Genomic DNA, 21,278 nt, shown 5'->3' on the forward strand with positions numbered 1-21,278 from the left:
TCCTCGCTTCTAAAGATTCGGTGTCGGTGTCGGGGTACTACTCTACCCTCAGCCCAACACCATCATTTCTTGCCCCGCACGATGTTCCGCAACCTACCCAAGTAGTCAGCGATTCGTTTCTCCGCACCATGCCCGGCTGGCCGGTAATACTCAACTTCACCGAGTTCTTCCGGCAGGTATCGCTGGGCCAAAACACCGCGCGGGTCGTCGTGGGGATAGCGGTAGCCCACAGCATTGCCGAGCTTTTTGGCACCCTCATAATGACCATCGCGCAGATGCGCGGGCACATGCCCAATCTTGCCTGCCCGCACATCCTCCTGAGCCGCCGAAATAGCTTCGATGACTGCATTGGACTTGGGTGCGGTAGCCAGGTGGATGGTTGCTTGAGCCAGTGTTAGTCGAGCCTCCGGCATCCCGATCAACGCCACCGCTTGAGCTGCGGCAACAGTCGTCTGCAGGGCCGTGGGGTCTGCAAGCCCGATGTCCTCCGAGGCGTGGATAATCAACCGCCGGGCGATAAACCGAGGATCCTCCCCCGCCTCGAGCATCCGCGCCAGGTAGTGCAGAGCGGCGTCGACATCCGAGCCGCGGATCGACTTGATAAAGGCGCTGACCACGTCATAGTGCTGGTCACCGTCGCGGTCATAGCGCACTACCGCGCGGTTGACGTTGTCTTCCACGACCTCAATGGTGATCGCCCCACCTTCAGGTACTGCCTCTGCGGCAGCTTCCAAATAAGTCAGTGCGCGTCGGGCATCACCACCGGCCAGTCTGACCAATTGCGCAAGGGCATCTTCCTGAGCAGATACTCGGCCGCCAAGACCACGCTCATCGGTGAGTGCATGCTCGAGCACTGAAGCCACTGCCTCATCATTTAACGGCTGTAGCTGCAGCAACAGTGAACGCGAGAGCAATGGAGAAACCACAGAAAAGGAAGGGTTTTCGGTGGTAGCAGCGACCAACAGCACCGTGCGGTTTTCTACCGCAGCCAAGAGTGCGTCTTGCTGGGTTTTCGAAAACCGGTGTACCTCATCGATAAATAGGACGGTGCGCTCGCCCCGGATGAGATCGCGCCGAGCGGTATCAATGACCTCGCGGACCTGTTTCACCCCGGAGTTCAACGCGGAAAGCCCGACAAAATTCTGCTCAGTGGCGCTAGAGACCAACGAGGCAATGGTGGTCTTCCCAGTACCTGGCGGACCGTAGAGGATCACGGAAGCCTCCCCAGAGCCCTCGACCAAGCGTCGCAACGGGCGGCCAGGTCCCAGCAGGTGATCCTGGCCGACGACTTCTTCCAAAGTGCGCGGACGCATCCGCGCTGCTAGCGGGGCATGCCCGCCAACCTGAAAGAAATCTGAACTACGGGTGGGTTCATTGTCCCCCAGCCCCTCGTCGGCAGGTTTACCAAATAGTGCGTCTTGAGCCACGATCAGCGAACCGGTAGGCCCGGCTTGGCAACTCGATCGGCGATCTGTTGACTAAAGGAAGATATCGATGCACAAGCATTGCCGTGACCGCGAGCAGCGTAGCGGGCTAGCGCCTCAAAGGTCTCATAGATATCGCGGCGAATAATCAATTCCTCATGCTTGAACGGGCCGTCTTCCGCGCGGCGGAATAAATAACCACTATCGTCGATCTGATCAATATCGAAGTCTTCGCCGCCTGTTGCCAGGTTGAGCGCTGCCCCCGACATCGAGCCGAAATGCATTAATGCCACGCTCGAAAGTGCCCAGCCCAACAGTGCCGAGACGATCTGGAAGTGCAGATGATCCTCGTTTTCGACATAAGGCCATAGCTGATCGACCTCGCGTGTCCATGCCTGGATGAACACGTCTACTTCTTCGTCGCTGATCGGATGAGCAAAAAGGAACTGCGGAAAGCCAGCAATCACGCAGGCCAAGTCGAAGCTCACATCGCGGAAGCCCGCCCACTCGTAGTCGAGGAAATGCGTTCGCTCAGCGACGATGATGTTGTCGGGCGAGAGATCAAAAGGGGTAAACGCCCGATGATGAGCAGAGAGAAGATTCTCGCGACTTTGATCTGCCAGCCGAGAGACCTCATAGGGCAGACCGAAACCAGCAGAGTCAAGCAAGTCTTGCCCAATTTGGATCGCCTGGATCAAGGCGGTCTCTCGAATCTGCTGATATTCCGCAGTTTCTGGATGTGCCCGCAGCAGCCGGCTGAGCAGGACATTGAAATCTGTTTCCCGCTGAGCGGTTCCGGCATGCATACGCCCCAAGGCGATGCCTAGATTGCGCAAGATGGACACTCGACGTTCTGGGTCATTGCGATCGAGCAGATCTGCGAAGGTCTCGCCATCACCAGAATCGGTGATAACAAGGATCCGCTTATCTACGTCATGGGCCAAGAGCATCGGCCCAGGTCTTACGTCCTCGCTGAGCGAGGTAGTGAACTGATAAGCAGCGATTTCCCGAATCAGCGCAGCATCATCGAGCGCGTCACCGGTGACGGGGACGAACTTCAAAATGACGGAACGCTGTTGGAGAAATGGCGAAGAGCTCACGCGGGCTCGGAGGACAACAGAACTACCGGACCCACCCAACTCCTGAATTTCGGTCAGGTGCTGGGTTCCGCCGAAGCGTTGGGTGAGCAACGTTTCGGCGATGTCGACGATATCGTCGTGGCTAAGCAGTGTCATAGTCCCCTAGGCCTTCGTGATGCTTATTTCTCAGCGGATTCAGCAGATTCAGTAGAAGCCAGCTTGGTAGCCTTGGCAGCTTCAGCCTTCTTTGGCTTGGTGTCGATGCCGGAATCCTTGCGCTGCTGAGCGGTGATCGGTGCCGGAGCATCGGTCAGCGGGTCCACTCCGCCGCCGGACTTCGGGAAGGCAATGACATCGCGGATGGAATCGAATCCACCCAGCAGGGACACAATCCGGTCCCAGCCGAAAGCGATTCCGCCGTGCGGCGGGGCGCCGAAGGCGAAGGCGTCGAGCAGGAAGCCGAACTTCTCCTGAGCTTCCTCCTGGGTGATACCCATCACCTCGAAGACGCGTTCTTGGACGTCACGCTGGTGGATACGGATGGAGCCGCCACCGATTTCATTGCCGTTGCAGACGATGTCGTAGGCGTAGGCGGTAGCTTCACCGGGGTTGGTATCGAAAGAATCGATCCATTCCGGCTTCGGGGAGGTGAAGGCGTGGTGGACAGCAGTCCAGGAGGAATGGCCCAAGGCCACATCGCCGGAGGCAGTCGCATCGGCGGCTGGCTCGAACATCGGGGCGTCGATGATCCAGGTAAAGGCCCAGTCGCCTTCCTTGATCAGGTCAAGCTTGTTGGCGATCTCGCCACGAGCGGCACCGAGCAGAGCGCGCGAAGGCTTGGTTTCGCCAGCGGCGAAGAAGATGCAATCGCCCGGCTGCGCGCCGACGTGAGCGGCGATGCCAGCGCGCTCGGCTTCGGTGATGTTCTTAGCCACCGGGCCAGCCAGCTCGCCGTCTTCACCGACGAGAATGTAGGCCAGACCGCGGGCGCCGCGCTGCTTTGCCCAGTCCTGCCAAGCATCGAGCTGACGGCGCGGCTGGGAAGCTCCACCAGTCATGACAACGGCACCGACGTACTCGTTTTTGAACACTCGGAAGCTGGTCTCAGCGAAGAACTCGGTGCACTCGGTGATTTCGATGTCGAAGCGCAGGTCCGGCTTATCGGAACCAAAGCGACGCATTGCCTCGGCGTAGGTCATGCGTGGGATCGGAGTGGTGATCTCGTAGCCGATGAGCTTCCACAGCGCGGTGAGGATTTCCTCGCCCAGGGCAATGATGTCGTCCTGGTCGATGAAGCTCATCTCGACGTCGAGCTGGGTGAACTCCGGCTGACGGTCGGCGCGGAAATCCTCATCGCGGTAGCAACGAGCAATCTGGTAGTAACGCTCCATGCCAGCGACCATCAGCAGCTGCTTGAACAGCTGCGGGGACTGCGGCAGGGCGTAGAAAGAGCCAGGCTTCAGGCGCGCGGGCACCAGGAAGTCGCGAGCACCCTCCGGGGTGGAGCGGGTCAGCGTCGGGGTCTCGATCTCGGTGAACTCATGGTTATCGAGCACCTCACGAGCAGCCCGGTTAGCCTTCGAGCGCAGGCGCAGAGCATCGCCCTGGGTCTGACGACGCAGGTCCAGGTAGCGGTAGCGCAGGCGAGCTTCTTCGCCGACCTCGCCGGAGCCGGAGGAGTCGTCGATCTGGAAAGGCAGAGGCGCCGCAGCGTTGAGAACTTCGAGCTCTCCGACGTTAACTTCGATCTCGCCGGAGGCCAGGTTCGGGTTGGCCGATCCTTCCGGGCGAGGCTCCACGACACCGGTGATGCGGACGCAATATTCGGAGCGCAGGTCATGTGCCCGTTGGGCGACCTCGGACTCACGGAAAACGACCTGGGCGATGCCGGTGCGGTCTCGCAGATCAATGAAGATGACTCCGCCGTGGTCTCGACGACGAGACACCCAGCCCGTCAGTGTCACAGTCTGGCCAGCAATTTCTTTGCGGAGGTCACCCGCGAGGTGAGTGCGCAGCACGTTCGTTCTACGTCCTTCCAAGATTCTTTGGAGCAGTGTTTAAAGAGCAGTCCTATCTTCCGCTGGAGTCTACCCCTTGCCCAATTGCCTACGCTGATTCCCCCATAAGCCTGGGCTGTGGCCTTGCTGTGTTGTTGCGCTCGCCGTGTCCTGCTACTTCTGTCCGGGCAGCTCGCTTATCGACGATCGCTTATCTACTGCCAGCCTGTCCGTGCTGCTTGATTCTCGCCCAGCGCTACCAACTAGAGGGCGATAGCCTGAGCGCGTGAGCGACGTAGATTCCGGACCAACCGACAATCGGGCCATCGCCTTTCTCGCGGCCTTCAATGACATCGAAAGCTACCTCCGCGAGTCCCTCGAAGCGCGTCGCACCGATAGCTTCCGCTGGATGGTTGACCAAGCCGGACGCAGACATCTCTTGACTGAGTCCCAGGCCGTCAGCCTCAAAGAGTTCGCGGAACTGCGCAATGCAATCAGCCACGGACGCTATAGCTCCAATATGCGCCCGATCGCTGAACCGCTGCCCGAGGCGGTCGCGGAGATTGAGCGGATCCGAGATCTCCTCTATCACCCTCCCCTAGCAATGGCGGTCCTAGGCCAGCACCAGGTAAAGATATTTAGACCCGGCGATAGCATCAAAACAGTGCTGATGGCGATGCGCTCGTCGACGATTTCGCAGTTTCCGATCTATGACCAAGGCCGGTGCGTGGGGCTATTGACCACTAACACGATTGCCCGGTGGGTAGCGGCTGATCTAGACGACAATGATCATCTTGATGCCTCCTCTGTCGCGGAAGTCCTCAGTTATGCCGAGAGCAGAGATCGGGCGTTGTTTCTCCCCCGTTCGGTGAGCGCTCAGGAAGCCTTGGACAAGATGATCACTCCAGCTAGGGATGGTTCGGTGCCACGGGCAGGGGTGATCACGGAGCATGGACGCCTTGACCAACGCCCTATTCGCATCATCGGTAGTTCAGATGTGGCCAGCTTGATGGAGGCACTGTCAGAGTAGGACTCTAGGCAAATATGTTGACACGTCACCTATAGTGTCATTTAGAGCTTGCCCCCACCGAACTAGGAGCGCCCTACCACTATGCAATTCGGAATCTTTAGCATCGGTGACCTCACCGCCAACCCGATCACCGGCACTACCCCGACCGAGGCCGAACGCATCCACGCAATGACGGCAATTGCACTCAAAGCTGAAGCAGTCGGCTTAGATGTCTTCGCCACCGGCGAGCACCATAATCCCCCTTTTGTTCCTTCTTCACCCACCACGCATCTGGCCTATATTGCTGCACAAACCACCACGTTGCAGCTCTCTACTGCGACTACATTGATCACCACCAATGATCCCCTCAAGATCGCCGAAGACTACGCATTCCTTCAGCACCTTGCTGGCGGGAGGGTGGACCTGATGATGGGCCGGGGCAATACCGGGCCGGTCTATTCATGGTTTGGCAAAGACTCCCGCGAGAGCATCCCGCTAGCCATCGAGAACTACCACCTGCTGCGCAGATTGTGGCGGGAACCAGTAGTTAATTGGCAGGGCAACTACCGCACACCGTTGCAGGGATACACCTCAACACCTGCTCCCCTAGATGGCGTAGCGCCCTTTGTCTGGCACGGCTCCATTCGCTCCCCAGAGATCGCTGAGCAGGCAGCCTTCTACGGAGATGGCTTCTTCCACAACAATATCTTTTGGAACAAAGAGCACACAGCGAAGATGGTCAACACCTACCGTGCTCGGTTCGAACACTACGGCCACGGCCGGGCAGCTCAAGCCATCGTTGGCCTCGGCGGACAAGTCTTTATTGGCGAGACCGAACAGGCAGCCAAAAAGACCTTCCGTCCCTACTTCGATCATGCGCCGGTCTACGGGCACGGGCCTTCTCTCGAAGAGTTCACCGCGCAGACTCCGCTCACGGTGGGCACCGTCGAGCAAGTCATCGAGAAAACCATGAGCTTTCTCGACTGGGCAGGTCACTATCAACGCCAGCTATTCCTCATTGACCATGCTGGGCTTCCACTCGAGGTCGTGCTCGATCAGATCGAGATTTTGGGCACCCAGGTCGTTCCAGAGCTGCGTCGCCGGATGAACGCCAGCCGACCAGCCGGTGTCCCCGATAATCCACCGACCCATGCCAGCCTTCGAGAAAACCCTGCTTCCCCACACTTTCAGGTACACCCGGTTCAGGAAAACTAGTGCTAGGTCCATGCATAGTTTGAGGCTCCTGCCCGTAGGGCTGTTTACCCCCTAAGTCGCGTGCTCACTAGTGGTGGATGCTCCCTGCACATAAGTGAACGCTCGCAGACTCGATGAGTCGGCATAGATGGAGGCCTCATTCTCGCTGAAGCCTGCAACCTGGCAGGGACAATGCTGGTCGACGTCCCGTGGCCCCGCAGCACCGAAAGACTTCAGCGCCGAGACCACCGGGCTCACCCTTGCGGAGAATCGAATCCTCGCTAGCGATCCACTGGCAGTGGGTGAATCTACCTCGAACTAGCTACCCCTAAAAGTGTATTTTCAGCTGAACGCGAGGGGTTGATTCTTAGTTTCAGCAATCTAGGAAACGAGCCTCACTACGGTAGTAAATCTGCTGGCTAGGCCACATTTTCCCCCAGAATCGGTGGCTAAGTGCTCGATGTCAGTTAAAGTCATGGTGCATGAGCATCAGCGCCGTCGACCTGTTCAGCATCGGCATCGGGCCATCTTCCTCCCACACCGTCGGCCCGATGCATGCCGCCAGTGCCTTCATCGCAGGATTGGCACGCTTTCCTGCACACGTTCATATCGCCCTGCACGGCTCACTGGCCTCAACAGGCCGGGGCCACGGCACTGATCGAGCGGTCTTGCTCGGATTAGTCGGCTGGGATCCCACCTCCGTCCCACCTGACCTCGCACCAGCCTTGGGCGATGCTATTGATCCAGTAGGTGGCATCGAAGGTCCGAGCGGCTCTCTAAGCTATGAGCTCTTCTTCAACCACAACCCGATGCCTGAGCACCCCAATTGCCTCAGCTTCAGTGCCTTTGATGACCAAGGCCACGCCTTGGCCACAGAAGTAGACTATTTCTCCGTCGGTGGCGGTTTCATTGCTACCCGCAGCGAGCTGGAGGCACAGCGAGCCGCCCACGGTGCACTTCCTTCAGGTGCAGCTACCGCGGGAGCCGAAGTAGAGCTGGTCTATCCCTTCACCACCGGCCGCGAGCTCTTAGCTCATTGCTCGCGTGAACAACTGCCCTTTTCCGCGATCATGGCCGCCAACGAGGCGGTCATGCATGCCCAAGATGGCGGGCTGGAAATGGTCTATGCCCATTTGGACCAGGTATGGACCACCATGCGCCACTGCGTCACCGCGGGAATTGCCACCCCGGGCATACTCCCCGGCGGGTTGAGCGTCACCAGGCGTGCCCCGAATCTGTACTCCCAGCTGACCCATACCCGTGAAGAAGGCCGTGGCACCGGACTCGATGCCTTGGAATGGGTCAACCTCTATGCTTTGGCGGTCAATGAAGAAAATGCCGCTGGCGGGCGGGTCGTCACCGCTCCGACCAACGGTGCAGCCGGCATCATCCCCGCAGTCATGCACTATGCCCGTGATTTTCACGGTGAGTTCACTGCCCAACGGGCTCGAAAATTCCTCCTCACCGCCGGTGCGGTCGGAGTGATTATCAAAGAAAATGCCTCTATCTCCGGCGCAGAGGTCGGTTGTCAGGGCGAGGTAGGCTCAGCGGCCGCCATGGCAGCCGCTGGCTTTTGCGAGATCATTGGTGGCAATCCCCGACAGGTGGAAAATGCAGCGGAAATTGCATTGGAGCACAACCTCGGGTTGACCTGCGATCCAGTTGGCGGATTAGTACAGATTCCCTGCATCGAACGCAATGCCATTGGCGCAGTCAAAGCGATCAACGCTGCACGGCTGGCATGCATGGGTTCTGGCACTAACCGGGTCACCTTGGATGAGGTCACCCAGACCATGGCGGAGACCGGCCGGGACATGCTCACCAAGTACAAAGAGACTTCGATGGGTGGGCTGGCAGTCACGCTCGGTTTGCCGGTCAATATCACCGCCTGCTGAGCCAATCAGCTCAGCCAGGACGGTGGGTGCTTGCTGATTTAGCTCAAGCGTCGGCTCAACTCAGGCGCTGGCCAAGCTCGGAGACGACGGCCTCGAGCGCTACTCCGGTTTGCTCATGGGCAGCCAAATCCTTGATCTGGACTTGACCTTCTGCCAATTCTTGCTCGCCGAGCACGAGGGCGAACCGGGCACCTGCTCGATCGGCCCCCTTCATAGCACCCTTGAGCCCGCGGTCGCCATAGGACATATCGGCAGAGATACCGGCAACCCGAAGGTCATTGATCAGCGTGGCCATGGCCTTTTTCGCTTCCGTGCCCAGGGCCACGCCGAATACCTCGACTCGGCGGGCAACATCCGGCAACTCGACGCCCTCTGCGGCCAGTGCCAGCACAGCACGATCGACGCCGAGGCCATAGCCAATACCGGAGAGATCCTGGCCGCCAAGCTGTGACATCAGACCGTCATAGCGGCCACCGCCACCGATGCCGGACTGGGCACCGAGTCCATCATGGACGAATTCGAAGCAGGTCTTGGTGTAGTAATCCAGCCCACGGACCATGCGCGGGTTGACCACATAGGGAACTGACATGTCATCGAGCAGACCAGTGACCGTCTCAAAGTGATTGCGTGCTTCATCCGAGAGGTAGTCGAGCATCAGCGGCGCATCGGCGGTCATTTCTTGGACTGCCTGACGCTTATCATCTAGCACGCGCAGCGGATTGAGCTCCGCGCGGCGACGGGTCTCCTCATCGAGCGGGAGGGCGAACAGAAACTCTTGGAGCTTGGCACGGTACTCCGGTCGGCAGGTGTGATCGCCCAGGCTGGTTAGTTCGAGCCGGAATCCGCTCAGGCCAATCGCCCGGAAGCTGCGATCAGCCAAGGCGATAATCTCGGCATCGAGTGCCGGGTCATCGACGCCAATGGCCTCGACGCCTACTTGCTGGAGCTGGCGGTAGCGGCCAGCTTGGGGGCGCTCATAGCGAAAGAAAGGACCAGCGTAATTGAGTTTGACCGGCAGTTGACCGCGGTCCAGGCTGTGTTCGATGACCGAACGCATAACTCCCGCAGTACCCTCAGGGCGCAGGGTGACCGAGCGTCCGCCACGGTCAGCGAAGGTATACATTTCCTTGCTCACTACGTCGGTGGACTCGCCCACACCGCGTGCAAACAGGGTCGTATCTTCAAAGATGGGCAGCTCGATGTGCTGAAAACCCGCCAGATGCGCCTGATGGATAAAGGTCTCTCGGACCTTTAAAAATACCGGGGAGCCCGGCGGGACATAATCCGGGACACCCTTGGGTGCGGACAGTGCCTTGAACTTGGCTTCCTTCTTCTCACTCACGGGTTCCAAGACTACCTTCCGCTATCCCAGGTCACGGAGAAAGGGGTTGCTGTTGCGCTCTGCCCGCATCGAGGTCACCGGACCATGTCCGGGAAGAAGCTGCAAGGTATCCGCCATCTCCCACACTGGTCCACGCAGGCTTGCGTTCATCGCAGCGAGGTCAGAATGGGGCAGGTCGGTCCGGCCAATTGATCCCTGAAACAGCACATCCCCGGTAAAGGCAAACTCCTCGGCAATAATAAGGACACAGCCCGGGGAATGTCCTGGCGCATGTCGAATGAGCGTATCGACGCCCGCCAGCTGCAGACTCTGCCCGTCTGCAAGCTCGCGCAGGTCATCGACCTGAGTCATGGACGCGGCGTCGAAAAGCACTTGAGATTGCGGTGATACGCCCTCACCGGCAACCAACATAAAGGCATCATCTGGGTGGATATAGACGGGCACGCCGAGCCTACGGGCGAGCGTTCCGGCATCCCGGGTGTGATCAATGTGGCCGTGGGTAAGCACGATCGCTTCTACGGTTGCCTCTTGTTCAGCCAACAGCTCACTGATCTTCTCATCAGCATGCATACCTGGGTCGATAACGACCGCAGACCCCTCATTAATCAAGAGATAGCAGTTAGTTTGATAGGGCCCTGCAGCAAATCCGAGAAGGTTCATAGCAGCGCAGTCTAGCGCCGATCATGGCCAAAGGCCCACGATCTACTCGTCCTATCTAGGCGCTTGAACCAAGAATCCACCCCCGCTGGGCAATTACTCCCGGAAGCAGGGGTGGAAAATAGCGAAAGAAAGCTAGCTCAAAGCGGCGACGGCAGCATCAACGTCCGGCGAATCGGTGATCTCATCGACGAGTTCGGTGTAGGTGACCTGGCCATTTTCATCAGCGATGATCACGCTGCGAGCGAGTAGGCCTTGGAGCGGAGAACCCTCAAGGGTCAGACCGAAATCTTCACCAAAGCTGGAGCGGAAAGCTGAACCGCTGACCACGTTCTCGATTCCCTCGGCGGCGCAGAAGCGGCCATGGGCGAAAGGCAGGTCGTGGGAGACGCAAAGGACAACGGTGTTATCGAGTGAAGCTGAGCGGGAGTTGAACTCTCGGACCGACTGCGCGCACACGCCGGTGTCAAGGGAAGGGAAGATATTGAGGACAACACGCTTGCCGGCGAAATCTGCCAGGGTGATCTCGCTGAGGTCGGTGCCCACAAGGGAGAAGCTCGGAAGGCTCTCGCCTACCTGAGGAAGGTCGCCGACGGTGGTCGTTTGGTTCTGCTTGAAAGTCACATTAGCCATGCCTTCACAGTAGAGATCTTCTCCTCCCGCTGCAGGGCGCTAGACTGACTGCCAAATGATCTGCCAAAGTGTCTTCACACCCAGGCGCTGTCTCACGTACTTCAACCAAGAAGGTTTCTTAAGGTGACTAGTAATCAACAACGCGGCGAAGAATCTCTCGCCAAGCTCGATCGGGAGCTAAAAGCCCGCGACCGCAAAGAGAAAGCTCGGCCCATCAAGATCGGCCTGGCAGCAGCAGTGACCATTGTGGCCGTCGTCGGCGGCATTTGGGTTCTGGCTACTGGTTCTTCCGACGAGGACATCACCGCCTCCGACGAGACCACTGAGACCACCACTGCCGAAGCTACTTCGATGGAACCGCTAGCAATGGCCCGAGCAACCGCGCTCGCCGATACCGTTACCTGTGAATACACGGAAAGTGGCGAAGCTTCCCGCGAGATAGATCTCCCGCCGAGTGAAGACGTCTCCACTGTGGGCACCCTTGATGTCACCCTCAGCACCAATCAGGGCGATATCGGCATGGAACTTGATCGCTCGACCGCCCCCTGCACGGTTAATGCCGTAGAGCACATGGTCGATGAGGGCTTTTATGACGACACCGTCTGCCACCGCCTGACCACCTCCGGCATCTATGTCCTGCAGTGCGGCGATCCGAGTGGAACTGGCGCAGGTGGACCCGGATTCCAATTCGCCAATGAGTACCCCACCGATGAACTAGATGGCGATGCCACTTCTTCAGTGATCTACCCGCGCGGCTCGATCGCGATGGCCAATGCTGGTCAAGACACTAATGGCTCGCAGTTCTTCCTCAACTTCCAGGACTCTCCCCTGGCCCCTGATTACACTTACTTCGGCCAGATCGACGAGGACGGTTTGGCTATTCTCGACGCCATCGCCGCCACCGGCGTCGAAGATGGTGCTGCTGATGGTGCACCCGCTGAAGAGGTTCGCATCGAAACCGCCACTCTAAGCTAGCTCCGAGGGGGGTAAATCTACCCCCTCGAGCACACCTTCAACCCGACTAATTCGGCACTGCCCGATAGTCGGGTTTTCACTTTGATCGACTTGCGTCACATATAAAAAAACTAGTATGAAACTTTTATGAATCAGTTGCCAGAATCTCAGACAACGGTTAGTCTGTGACCTGTAATCGTGCTACTTCCTCATTGTTAAGGATAAATCCATGAAGCTCTTCTCCCGTAAGGCTCTCGCGGCTGTTGTTACCACCGTTGCACTGACCACCGCTGGCGCCACGGCTCCCGCCTTCGCTGAAGACTCCAGCTCCGACTCGGTTATCTCCATGTCTTCCGAGCTTTCCTCCGGCTCTTCCGCCGAAGATGCTGACGAGACCGAGACCGAGACCGAAAGCGGAAGCTCCATCAGCGACATGGATCCGGATGTCATCAGCGACTGGATCGGCGTCTTCACTGCCGTCATCGGTGCTGCCACCACCGTGTTCGTTTTCTACCAGAAGTTCATCACTGACGCTGCGTAGAAAAACAGATCGCGCAGCACGCGCGTCTTTTTGACACTAAAAAGGCCACCTCCGATTGAAGAGGTGGCCTTTTGCGTGCTTAGCTCTCAGACGCATCAGACTGTTCAAGCCCAAGTTCTTCACACCCACGAAGCCCTCGGAATGCCTCCACTTGAAGCAACTGACCTTCTCGAATTACTGACATCGTGCCAGTAGGCTCTAGCACCATCGCCTGAATCTGTTCCAAGGAACCAATCCCGGCACGGCGCATTGCGCTAAAAACATCGGTTCGGCTCACATGGCTATGCCGCATCTGATCACGGAGCATGTGACCATGAGCCACCACCAGAACCGGTTGCCGATCCAACTGCCGCCCCCAGCCAGTGAATCGGCGGAAGCTTCCAAAGGAGGCCTCCAGCAGCATGAGGCTAAGCAAGCCGATCAAACCAGTAGCTAGCGTGGGTGGATGACCGAGGATGACTCGCCCACCGACGGCGCCAAACATAATCACTACCACGGCATCCGAAGCAGTCATCGAACTGAGCACTCGAGATCCGAAAATCTTGACCAAGAGCATGAAGCCCAGATAGATCCCGATTGCGGAGATCACGACTACTGGGATTCGCCAGAGTTCAATTCCTAGATCATCAATAATCATGTCCATCATGATTAATCTACTCTCCAGCACCGAACAGTCATTAACCAATACGAGTCCGCCAATCGGCACCAGCAGTTCAGCTAACTTGGATCCACTCGAGCCAGGCAGTGTCCGTGGAGCTTGCCGCCTAGTAGATCAAGTCTGCTTTCCCCTACCCGCGCTAAGGGAAGAAGATTAGGTAGTGACCCGATAGACGTCGAAGACGCCTTCGGTGTTGCGCAAGGTGCTCAACATCTGACCAAGCTGCTTGGTATCAGAGACAGTAAAGCTCAAGCGGATGGTGGCGATATTGTCATCGGAGGCATGAGAAGACATCGACATCACTGACAGTTTCTGCTCACTAAACACTCTGGTGATCTCGAACAATAGCCCTGGCCGATCTAGAGCTTCCAATTGGAGCGTCGCAGAGAAAGCTCCTCCTTGAAGTCCTTGAGTAGCCCACGCAACATTGACCATCCGTTCAGGCTCAGTCTTGAGCTTTTCTGCATTGGTGCAATCGGCACGGTGGATGGAGACTCCTCCACCACGGGTGACAAAGCCGAAAATCTCATCGCCAGGAACCGGCTGGCAGCATTTAGCCATCTTGGCCATGACATCTGGGCTGCCTTCGACCAAAATGCCAGTGCCCGAGGCCGAATCCGCTGTTTGCGCCTGAGCCTTCGAACTCACCAACTCTGAAATCGGTCCACGCGCTGCCAGTGCATCCACAGCGTCATCGCGGTCACCAAAAATGGCCATGAGTTGATTAGCTACGTGCTGTGCGGAAATGCCACCAGAACCAATGGCAGTATAAAGCGCATCAACATCCGAATAGTGCAGCTGGGTGACTACGGTCTTCATCGACTGAGCAGTAAACAGTCGGTGCATCGGTAATCCGCCACGCTGTACTTCTGCTGCCAAGGCATCGCGTCCGGCATCAAGATGCTCTTCGCGGCGTTCTTTGGCAAACCACTGGCGGATCTTGGATTTTGCCCGCGGCGAGACGACGAAATCCTGCCAATCGCGGGACGGTCCAGCGTTTTGATCTTTAGAAGTAAATACCTCAACTCGGTCACCCGATTTGAGCGTCGATTCTAATGCGACAAGCTTGCCGTTGACCTTGGCTCCGATACACCGATGGCCGACCTCAGTATGGACGGCATAGGCAAAATCGACCGGAGTGGAATCTGCTGGAAGATTGACGACATCGCCCTTAGGAGTGAACGCAAAAATCTGGCGGGACGTTAAGTCAAAGCGCAGCGAGTCCAGGAACTCGTTGGGATCGGCGGCCTCTTTCTGCCAATCGAGCAGCTGGCGCATCCACGCCATCTGGTCTACCTCATCACGGTCACCCTTATGCGAGCCTTTAGTCTCTTTGTATCGCCAGTGAGCAGCCACACCGAACTCGGCGTTGTAGTGCATCTCATGGGTTCTTACCTGCACCTCAAGTGGCCGGCCGGAGTTGGCCATGACTGTAGTGTGCAGTGATTTATACACGCCAAAGCGTGGGGACGAGATGTAGTCCTTGAAGCGACCAGGCAATGCGGAGTAAATCGAGTGAACTACGCCGATGGCAGCGTAACAATTGTTGACGTTGTCCACGAGGATGCGGATTCCGACTAGGTCAAAAATCTCATCGAAATCGCGGCCTCGGACAATCATCTTTTGATAGATCGACCAATAGTGCTTTGGTCGACCTCCGACTTCAGCTTCAATATTGTTCTCGGCTAAAGCCGCAGTGACTTGATCGATGATTTCTTTTAAAGCCCGGTCACGGGAAGGTGCGCGATCGGCGACAAGCCGGACGATCTCGTCATATTTTTTCGGATAGAGGATTGCAAAAGATAAGTCTTCCAATTCCCACTTGACGTTAGCCATGCCTAAACGGTGTGCCAGCGGCGCAATAACTTCCAGAGTCTGGCGGGCTTTCTTCGCCTGCTTTTCCGGTGGGAGGAAGCGCATAGTCCGCATGTTGTGGAGCCGGTCAGCGACTTTAATCACCAACACTCGGGGGTCTTCCGACATGGCGACAATCATTTTGCGGATCGTCTCAGCTTCTGCTGCCGCACCAAGTGCCACTTTATCGAGCTTGGTCACCCCATCAACGAGGCGAGCGACTTCTGCACCAAATTCTTCGGTGAGCTGTTCCAGGCTGTAATCAGTATCTTCGACGGTGTCATGGAGCAACGCTGCCACCAATGTGGTGGTGTCCATACCGATCTCTGCCGCGATGGTAGCCACCGCGAGCGGATGCGTGATGTAAGGGTCACCGGACTTGCGAAACACTCCCTCGTGGAGACGCTCGGCAGTGTCGTAGGCATGGGAGAGAACCTCAGCATCAGCCTTGGGATGAAACTGCCGGTGGATCGACATCAGTGGATCTAGCACTGGGTTCGTCTTCGCCCATGTGCCGGTAAGACTTCGGGCTAATCTAGCCGACATGCTGCGCACGCCTACTGTCGATCGGGTACGCGGGCGATCCTGAGTCATGTCCTAGTTCCGATCTTCGGCTTTGTTGATCACAACCAGTGGAGAACCGGCAAGCCTTTCTCGGCCACCAAGCTCCGGTACTTCTAGTACCACTACGTTACCTACTACCTGACCCCCGCAGGATTCCACGAGCTTTCGAGCGGCCACTAGCGTGCCTCCGGTAGCCAGCACGTCATCAACGAGGACAACCTTCATTCCCTTGAGGTCTTGGCCATCAGCCGGGATCTCTAATGCCGCAGTGCCGTACTCCAGTTGATACTCCTGGGTGTGCACCGGCGGAGGTAGCTTTCCACGCTTGCGAATAGCCAAGATTCCCAAACCAAGGTCAAAAGCGACAGCAGATCCGAAAAGGAAGCCTCTGGCGTCCAGACCACCGATGAGTTCAGCTCCCATGTCACGGCAGGCATCCGAAAGCTCGGAGACTACAATGCTGAAAGCGTCGGCGTCGGCAAGCATGGGGGTCAAGTCCTCAAAGAGGACTCCCTCATGTGGAAAATCCGGTACCAACCGGATCCGGTCTGCCAACGCCTCTCGGGCGCTACTGTAGGAACTGCTTCGCTTCTGGTTTTTCTCAAGCATCGTCATCCTTATTCACCTGCCAGCGATCCATGTTCCAGCCGATGCCGGCCAGTCCCGTGTACACGACTACGTTACCCACAGTCCGGTCAATAACGAATCGGCGGGGTTGCGCAGCCAAAGGAATGGTCTGCGATTGCTCCCACATCTGGAGCTCCACCGCACGCAGCTGCTCAAGTTTGACGGCACTGGCGGTGAGCTGTCCGACTTCAGTCATCGGGTCAATTGCTTGGAGCACGGCATCGAGCTGACCTTCATAAACCGAAGTCTCACCCCACAATCCGGAGGTCACTCGAGTCAGATCAGCGCGAGTGCCAGCTTCTGCAGAAGCATCAACCACCGTGATTCCCGCGCTCGCACAAGACTCGGTGATCTCAGCAACCATTGCCGCCTTCCGGGGATCTGTCCCAACATATCCAATTCGAACGGTAGAACCAGTCAAAGACTGTGCCAGCTCGAGGTCAACTCCCAGATGCGGATCAGTCAGATCCTTGAGCTGGGTGGAAAGTGGATCATTATGCGCGAGCGTATTCAGGGCTACCGCTGGAGCCTCGACTCCAGAAGCCGTCGAGGAGGCTTCCGCCACCGCAGTCTGATCGATGCAAGCAGCAAATGCTTGGCGTGCCTGAGCAGTAGCAAATACGCCAGCATCGCCCAAGATGAGCGAATCTGTCAGATCTCCTACCCGGGTCTCCGTGACAAGATCATTGGTGGGATCATCACGGTCGAGCCAGGCAGGCTGGGTTCCTTGCACATCCGCGATGTGCAGTACGCCGGCGTCCAAGAGCGGTTCCGGATCGCTGCCTTGTGGCCACAGGACGAGGTTTTTCAATCCTGGCGCGTCTCCAAAGTAATACTCGTTGGGAACCAGATGCACCTCACCAGCATCCCCTACCGAATCTATGGCAAACGGGCCAGAACTGACCTGTAGCTGGGGATCGAAACTCTCCAGATCGAAGCCGGTACGCCAGATCTCCGCTATCTCTTCCAAAGCTGCCGGATCATCGTTGTGCAACACCTGATTGAGTTCAGCAGTAGTCATTCCAGCTTTCTGCGCGATGCTATGAGCAGGAAGGACCATTCCTGGACCGAATAGGTACTGCCAACGATCGCCGCCGTCCTCATCAAAAGTCACCGTGAAGCGCTTCTGATCGGGTTCGCAGGAAACCTGCAGAATCTGATCGGTCAACGGAATATGCGAGCCAAATAGATCTTCGTTCTGGCCTGCTACGACGTTCAAGAGAAAATCAGTGCAGGTGACCGGAACGTCATCAGAGTATCGAGCATCCTCAGAAAGGGTATAAATAACCTGCCGATTTGTCCCGGGCAGTACTTGAGTACGAACTAGATCGGTATTAGGAATCAGTTGACCCGAGGGTCCGGGAACAAACACTCCTGGATAAAGCCGACCGGCGAGAACTTCAGCGTTGGTAGACGATCCGGTGTTACTACCGGTGTTAGTGGTCACCAAAGGGGCATCAACCAGGTAAGCGAAATGATCTGTCGACTGGGCGTTGCCCTCCGATGAGTCTTCGGAGGAACCTGCACCGCAAGCTGCTATGGCCAGCAGACTTCCGACTGCTGCCAGAGCCATCATCACTCGCGAGGGAACCAATTTTTCTCCTGCGCCCACCGCAGCCCACTTTCTTTTCACCCGGATGTGCCAACTATTGAGAGATTTAACTATACGCTGCACCCGGCCGTTGAAAGTCAGCGTCGCTCAGGACGCCAGCTTGTTCCCGGGCCCTGAGGCGAAATGGTCTGTTCCTCCGGGTGTTGACCCGAATCAGTGACGGATTCCACGGTTCGTTTGGCCGCCCCAGACCCTTCAGCCTCTTCTGCTTGCTCAGGTACACGTCCCTCGCGATAGTCTGCCACCAGTTCGTTGTGTTCTTTGACGTCCTTGCGGCGATTCATCAGGCTAACCAAGATCGGAGTAGCCAAGAAGATGGAAGAGAATACGCCCTCAATAACACCAATGAGCTGGATTAATGCCAGGTCCTTGAGAGTACCCACACCCATCAGTACTACCGCCACTACCATCAATGCGATGATCGGCAGTGCCGAGATGACCGAGGTCGAAATCGATCGCATGACAGTCTGGTTGACTGCCAAGTTGGCTTCCTCACCATAAGTACTGCGTTTGGAATCACGGAAGCCAGCGGTGTTTTCCCTGACTTTGTCGAAGACGATGACCGTGTCATAGAGCGAGAAGGACAAGACGGTAAGCAGTCCGATAACGGTGGCCGGAGATACCTCAAGTCCTAGCAAGGCATAGATTCCGGAAATGACGATGCCATCGACGGCTAGTGCGATGATGGCGGCTGCGGCCATCTCTTTTTCTAAGCGCACTGAGATATAGAGGAACACCAGGGCTAGGAACACGCCCATTGCGATAATCATTCGCTGGGTGATCGACGATCCCCAAGATTCAGAGACCGTGGAGTCACCGATAGCATCGGGTGAAGGCTCTCCCGAAGCATCGAGCGGCTCGAATTCCTCGTAAATAGCCAACCTGGCAGCATCGGTCTGCTCAGTGGTCAATCGTTCGGAGTTAATCTCCAAAGTCTGAGAATTACCGGAACCGACGATCTGAGTGAGCTCAGGTGTCACGCCAGTGGCGTCAATAAAGGTCTGCTCGACTTCTTCTTCCACGAGCTCAGCGGCAGGCATATTCATCTTGGTGCCGCCCTCGAAGTCGATGCTGAGATCGAATCCTCGGATACCGATGGCGGCGATACTGATCACCAGTAGACCTGCGGCAATCCGGTACCAAAGCTTGGAACGGCCGATGAAATCAACGCCGCCCTCGCCGGTGTAGAGGCGGCTGAACACGCCACGGGATTTGGTGGGGGTGCTCATCTACTTCTCCTCGGTGGTTTCGGAAACAGGTTCGGTGTTGTCGCTTTCGGCAGAAGACTCAGCCTGCGCTGTGGCTTCGGCCTGCGCCGCAGCTGCAGCCTCAGCCTCAGCCTCAGCCTGCGCTGCAGCCTGTGCTTCTTGGCGCTGTTGCTCAGCGAGGGCAAATACCTTGCCCATACCGTTGACGGAAGGCTTGGCAAAGAAGGCTCGGCGGGAGGCCAGCAGCATCAGCGGCGCGGTAACCAAGAAGGTCACCACGAGGTCGAACACTGTGGTCAATCCGAGTGTGAAGGCAAAGCCCTTCACTTCACCGATGGCGAGGAAGTAAATGACTACCGCGCCAATGAGGGTGACCATGTTGCCGGTGACGATGGTGCGCTTGGCTCGGTCCCAACCTCGTTGGGTCGCTGAACGGAAGGTTCTACCATCTCGGACCTCGTCTTTAACTCGCTCATAGAGCACGACGAAGGAGTCGGCGGTGGTACCAATACCGATGATCAAGCCGGCTACGCCTGCAAGATCCAGTGAATAACCGATCCAACGGCCAAGCAGAATCAGGGAACCGTAGACCAGCAAACCTGCGGATGCCAGGGTGATCAACGAAATGAAGCCGAAGATGCGGTAGTAGGCGAAGACATAGATCGCTACCAGCACCAGTCCGACTAGACCGGCAATCAGGCCAGCCTGCAGCGAAGCTGCGCCGAGTGAGGCAGGAACCGACTGGGCGGTGCCACCTGGCTCGCCGTCTTCACCGGCAAAGGACAACGGCAGTGCGCCGTATTTAAGGTTATTAGCCAGATCCTGGGCCTCTTCCTGGGTGAAGTCACCGGTAATAGAAGTGGCGGATCCGAAAGGAGTGGCGGATTGGATAACTGGAGCCGAGATGACCTGGGAATCCAGCGTGATAGCAATCTGGCTCTGTAGGTAAGCGGCGGTCAGATCTGCCCACGTCTGGGAACCATTGATATCGCCATCGGTCTTGAAAGCGAAGCTGATTTCCATCTGGCCGGTATCGGAATTGTATCCGCCGGTAATCGGACGATCAGTGTCAATCTCATTACCTGTCAGGCGGGCGCCCTCCGGATCCTCGACACCAGTCAGCAGCGGCGCCGGATCGAGCAGATATACCTGACCAGTAGATACGTCACAGGTCACTAGCGGCAGTGCGGGGTCATCTGAGCCGGCCAGCGGGTCTGTATCACCGGTGCACTGAAGCAAAGTGCTGGCCGCGGCTTGCACGGTCGGATCAGTTGCCTGTCGATCTTCGCGAAGCTGGCTGGTGGTCTCTTGTCGACGCTCGGTGGCAGCAATGGAGTTTTCGGGCTCCGGCAGCGCAGTGGCATCTAGTTCCGGGGCCTCGAGGTCATCGACGCCCTCCTCTTGGGATTGGTTGATCGCATCGAAGACAGTGGTAATGGAAGTCTCCGCCTGCTCCTCAGTAATCACACCGAGCTCAACCCAGCTAGTTGCCATATCGCCGAGAACCTCGGGGAAGGAATCCATATCTGGAGTGGCCGGGGTAGCTACCGGGCGAAACAGCAGCTGAGAGGTCTGTCCCACCGTGCGTGCTTCCGAAGAATCTTCACCGGGCACGGTAATGACCAGCGTATTGCCATCGGTGACCACGCTGGCGCCGGAAACGCCCATGCCATTGACGCGGTTTTCCAGAATCACTCGCGCCTGGGCGAGCTGCTCCTGGGTGGGGTCCTCCCCTTGTGGGACCAGCGTTACTCGGGTGCCGCCCTGCAAGTCAATGCCAAGATTTGGCGTGGCTTGACGATCGCCGGTGAAAAAGACGAGCGCGTAAACGCTGACCAGGATGAGCACAAACAGTGCCAGGGCGCGGGCTGGCCACGCCCTCTGGCTGCTGCCGGCGCGTTGGTTAGTTGCGGACAATGAGGTAGCTCCTCTGTGAAAAAGGCTGCCAACGCTCCGGCCGATTCTGTGCCGGTCGCGATGGCAACTACCGGATGCCTAAGACTGCTTATCGAGGATCAAGACCGATTCAG

18 protein-coding genes are annotated in these 21,278 nt (G+C 57.4%); 6 read left to right on the plus strand and 12 right to left on the minus strand.

Annotation, left to right across the window (positions count from 1 at the left end; genetic code table 11):
- Nucleotides 1–62: 62 nt before the first annotated feature.
- From C5L39_RS02400 to aspS, 3 genes are read right to left on the minus strand one after another with little or no spacing between them, the layout of a single operon-like run.
- Nucleotides 63–1,385 carry a replication-associated recombination protein A gene (locus C5L39_RS02400; RefSeq protein ID WP_245974885.1) on the minus strand — a complete coding sequence of 441 codons (1,323 nt, stop codon included), beginning with the start codon at nucleotides 1,383–1,385 and terminating at the stop codon, nucleotides 63–65.
- Between the two features lie 44 nt (nucleotides 1,386–1,429).
- Nucleotides 1,430–2,653, minus strand: coding sequence for a phosphotransferase family protein (locus C5L39_RS02405; protein WP_123047786.1), 1,224 nt, complete (start codon nucleotides 2,651–2,653; stop codon nucleotides 1,430–1,432).
- Nucleotides 2,654–2,682: 29 nt separating this feature from the next.
- Nucleotides 2,683–4,521, minus strand: coding sequence for an aspartate--tRNA ligase (gene aspS, locus C5L39_RS02410; protein ID WP_123047294.1), 1,839 nt, complete (start codon nucleotides 4,519–4,521; stop codon nucleotides 2,683–2,685).
- A 265-nt stretch (nucleotides 4,522–4,786) separates the two neighbouring features.
- Between aspS and C5L39_RS02415 the strand changes: the two genes are divergently transcribed.
- From C5L39_RS02415 to C5L39_RS02425, 4 genes are all read left to right on the plus strand, one after another.
- On the plus strand, nucleotides 4,787–5,530 hold the full coding sequence (locus C5L39_RS02415; protein WP_123047295.1) for a CBS domain-containing protein: 744 nt from the start codon (nucleotides 4,787–4,789) through the stop codon (nucleotides 5,528–5,530).
- An 81-nt stretch (nucleotides 5,531–5,611) separates the two neighbouring features.
- On the plus strand, nucleotides 5,612–6,724 hold the full coding sequence (locus C5L39_RS02420; protein WP_123047296.1) for an LLM class flavin-dependent oxidoreductase: 1,113 nt from the start codon (nucleotides 5,612–5,614) through the stop codon (nucleotides 6,722–6,724).
- Nucleotides 6,725–6,851: 127 nt separating this feature from the next.
- Complete coding sequence (locus tag C5L39_RS10685; protein ID WP_165857955.1) at nucleotides 6,852–7,025, plus strand: hypothetical protein; 174 nt, start codon at nucleotides 6,852–6,854, stop codon at nucleotides 7,023–7,025.
- 160 nt (nucleotides 7,026–7,185) lie between these two features.
- A complete protein-coding gene (locus C5L39_RS02425; RefSeq protein ID WP_123047297.1) occupies nucleotides 7,186–8,598 on the plus strand; it encodes an L-serine ammonia-lyase in 1,413 nt (470 codons plus the stop codon).
- Between the two features lie 55 nt (nucleotides 8,599–8,653).
- Here C5L39_RS02425 and hisS read toward each other — a convergent pair whose 3' ends face one another.
- The 3 genes from hisS to tpx all read right to left on the minus strand — a co-directional run bounded on the left by hisS (nucleotide 8,654) and on the right by tpx (nucleotide 11,230).
- Nucleotides 8,654–9,940 (minus strand): histidine--tRNA ligase, encoded by a 1,287-nt coding sequence (gene hisS, locus C5L39_RS02430; RefSeq protein ID WP_123047298.1) that lies wholly within the window; start codon nucleotides 9,938–9,940, stop codon nucleotides 8,654–8,656.
- A 21-nt stretch (nucleotides 9,941–9,961) separates the two neighbouring features.
- Nucleotides 9,962–10,600 (minus strand): MBL fold metallo-hydrolase, encoded by a 639-nt coding sequence (locus C5L39_RS02435; RefSeq protein ID WP_123047299.1) that lies wholly within the window; start codon nucleotides 10,598–10,600, stop codon nucleotides 9,962–9,964.
- A gap of 132 nt (nucleotides 10,601–10,732) precedes the next feature.
- Nucleotides 10,733–11,230: a thiol peroxidase gene (tpx, locus tag C5L39_RS02440; protein ID WP_123047300.1), complete on the minus strand. Its 498-nt coding sequence runs from the start codon at nucleotides 11,228–11,230 to the stop codon at nucleotides 10,733–10,735.
- 123 nt (nucleotides 11,231–11,353) lie between these two features.
- Between tpx and C5L39_RS02445 the strand changes: the two genes are divergently transcribed.
- Entirely contained in the window at nucleotides 11,354–12,205 is an 852-nt protein-coding gene (locus tag C5L39_RS02445; protein WP_123047301.1) for a peptidylprolyl isomerase, read from the plus strand.
- A gap of 208 nt (nucleotides 12,206–12,413) precedes the next feature.
- The gene (locus tag C5L39_RS02450) at nucleotides 12,414–12,725 is read left to right on the plus strand and encodes a hypothetical protein (protein ID WP_123047302.1); all 312 of its coding nucleotides are present in this window, start codon (nucleotides 12,414–12,416) and stop codon (nucleotides 12,723–12,725) included.
- Nucleotides 12,726–12,804: 79 nt separating this feature from the next.
- On the opposite strand, the gene C5L39_RS02455 is transcribed toward C5L39_RS02450, so the two are convergent.
- The 6 genes from C5L39_RS02455 to secD all read right to left on the minus strand — a co-directional run bounded on the left by C5L39_RS02455 (nucleotide 12,805) and on the right by secD (nucleotide 21,165).
- Nucleotides 12,805–13,368 carry a DUF421 domain-containing protein gene (locus tag C5L39_RS02455; RefSeq protein WP_425453843.1) on the minus strand — a complete coding sequence of 188 codons (564 nt, stop codon included), beginning with the start codon at nucleotides 13,366–13,368 and terminating at the stop codon, nucleotides 12,805–12,807.
- Nucleotides 13,369–13,536: 168 nt separating this feature from the next.
- Nucleotides 13,537–15,831 (minus strand): RelA/SpoT family protein, encoded by a 2,295-nt coding sequence (locus C5L39_RS02460; RefSeq protein WP_123047304.1) that lies wholly within the window; start codon nucleotides 15,829–15,831, stop codon nucleotides 13,537–13,539.
- A gap of 3 nt (nucleotides 15,832–15,834) precedes the next feature.
- On the minus strand, nucleotides 15,835–16,410 hold the full coding sequence (locus C5L39_RS02465; protein WP_123047305.1) for an adenine phosphoribosyltransferase: 576 nt from the start codon (nucleotides 16,408–16,410) through the stop codon (nucleotides 15,835–15,837).
- Nucleotides 16,403–18,004 carry an ABC transporter substrate-binding protein gene (locus C5L39_RS02470; RefSeq protein ID WP_123047787.1) on the minus strand — a complete coding sequence of 534 codons (1,602 nt, stop codon included), beginning with the start codon at nucleotides 18,002–18,004 and terminating at the stop codon, nucleotides 16,403–16,405. Before C5L39_RS02470 ends, C5L39_RS02465 begins: the two co-directional genes overlap by 8 nt.
- A 113-nt stretch (nucleotides 18,005–18,117) precedes the next feature.
- The gene (gene secF / locus C5L39_RS02475; RefSeq protein WP_123047306.1) at nucleotides 18,118–19,269 is read right to left on the minus strand and encodes a protein translocase subunit SecF; all 1,152 of its coding nucleotides are present in this window, start codon (nucleotides 19,267–19,269) and stop codon (nucleotides 18,118–18,120) included.
- Nucleotides 19,270–21,165, minus strand: coding sequence for a protein translocase subunit SecD (gene secD / locus C5L39_RS02480; protein WP_165857956.1), 1,896 nt, complete (start codon nucleotides 21,163–21,165; stop codon nucleotides 19,270–19,272).
- Nucleotides 21,166–21,278: the final 113 nt, after the last annotated feature.

It is taken from the genome of Corynebacterium alimapuense (assembly GCF_003716585.1).
Lineage (GTDB): Bacteria > Actinomycetota > Actinomycetes > Mycobacteriales > Mycobacteriaceae > Corynebacterium > Corynebacterium alimapuense.

Excerpts from the sequence above, each read along its gene's own strand:
- C5L39_RS02455 (WP_425453843.1), bottom strand. The coding sequence starts at position 13,368 with ATGGACATGATTATTGATGATCTAGGAATTGAACTCTGGCGAATCCCA.
- C5L39_RS02460 (WP_123047304.1), bottom strand. The coding sequence starts at position 15,831 with ATGACTCAGGATCGCCCGCGTACCCGATCGACAGTAGGCGTGCGCAGC.
- C5L39_RS02420 (WP_123047296.1), top strand. The coding sequence starts at position 5,612 with ATGCAATTCGGAATCTTTAGCATCGGTGACCTCACCGCCAACCCGATC.
- C5L39_RS02435 (WP_123047299.1), bottom strand. The coding sequence starts at position 10,600 with ATGAACCTTCTCGGATTTGCTGCAGGGCCCTATCAAACTAACTGCTAT.
- C5L39_RS10685 (WP_165857955.1), top strand. The coding sequence starts at position 6,852 with ATGGAGGCCTCATTCTCGCTGAAGCCTGCAACCTGGCAGGGACAATGC.
- tpx (WP_123047300.1), bottom strand. The coding sequence starts at position 11,230 with ATGGCTAATGTGACTTTCAAGCAGAACCAAACGACCACCGTCGGCGAC.
- C5L39_RS02425 (WP_123047297.1), top strand. The coding sequence starts at position 7,186 with ATGAGCATCAGCGCCGTCGACCTGTTCAGCATCGGCATCGGGCCATCT.
- secF (WP_123047306.1), bottom strand. The coding sequence starts at position 19,269 with ATGAGCACCCCCACCAAATCCCGTGGCGTGTTCAGCCGCCTCTACACC.
- C5L39_RS02465 (WP_123047305.1), bottom strand. The coding sequence starts at position 16,410 with ATGCTTGAGAAAAACCAGAAGCGAAGCAGTTCCTACAGTAGCGCCCGA.
- C5L39_RS02470 (WP_123047787.1), bottom strand. The coding sequence starts at position 18,004 with ATGATGGCTCTGGCAGCAGTCGGAAGTCTGCTGGCCATAGCAGCTTGC.
- C5L39_RS02450 (WP_123047302.1), top strand. The coding sequence starts at position 12,414 with ATGAAGCTCTTCTCCCGTAAGGCTCTCGCGGCTGTTGTTACCACCGTT.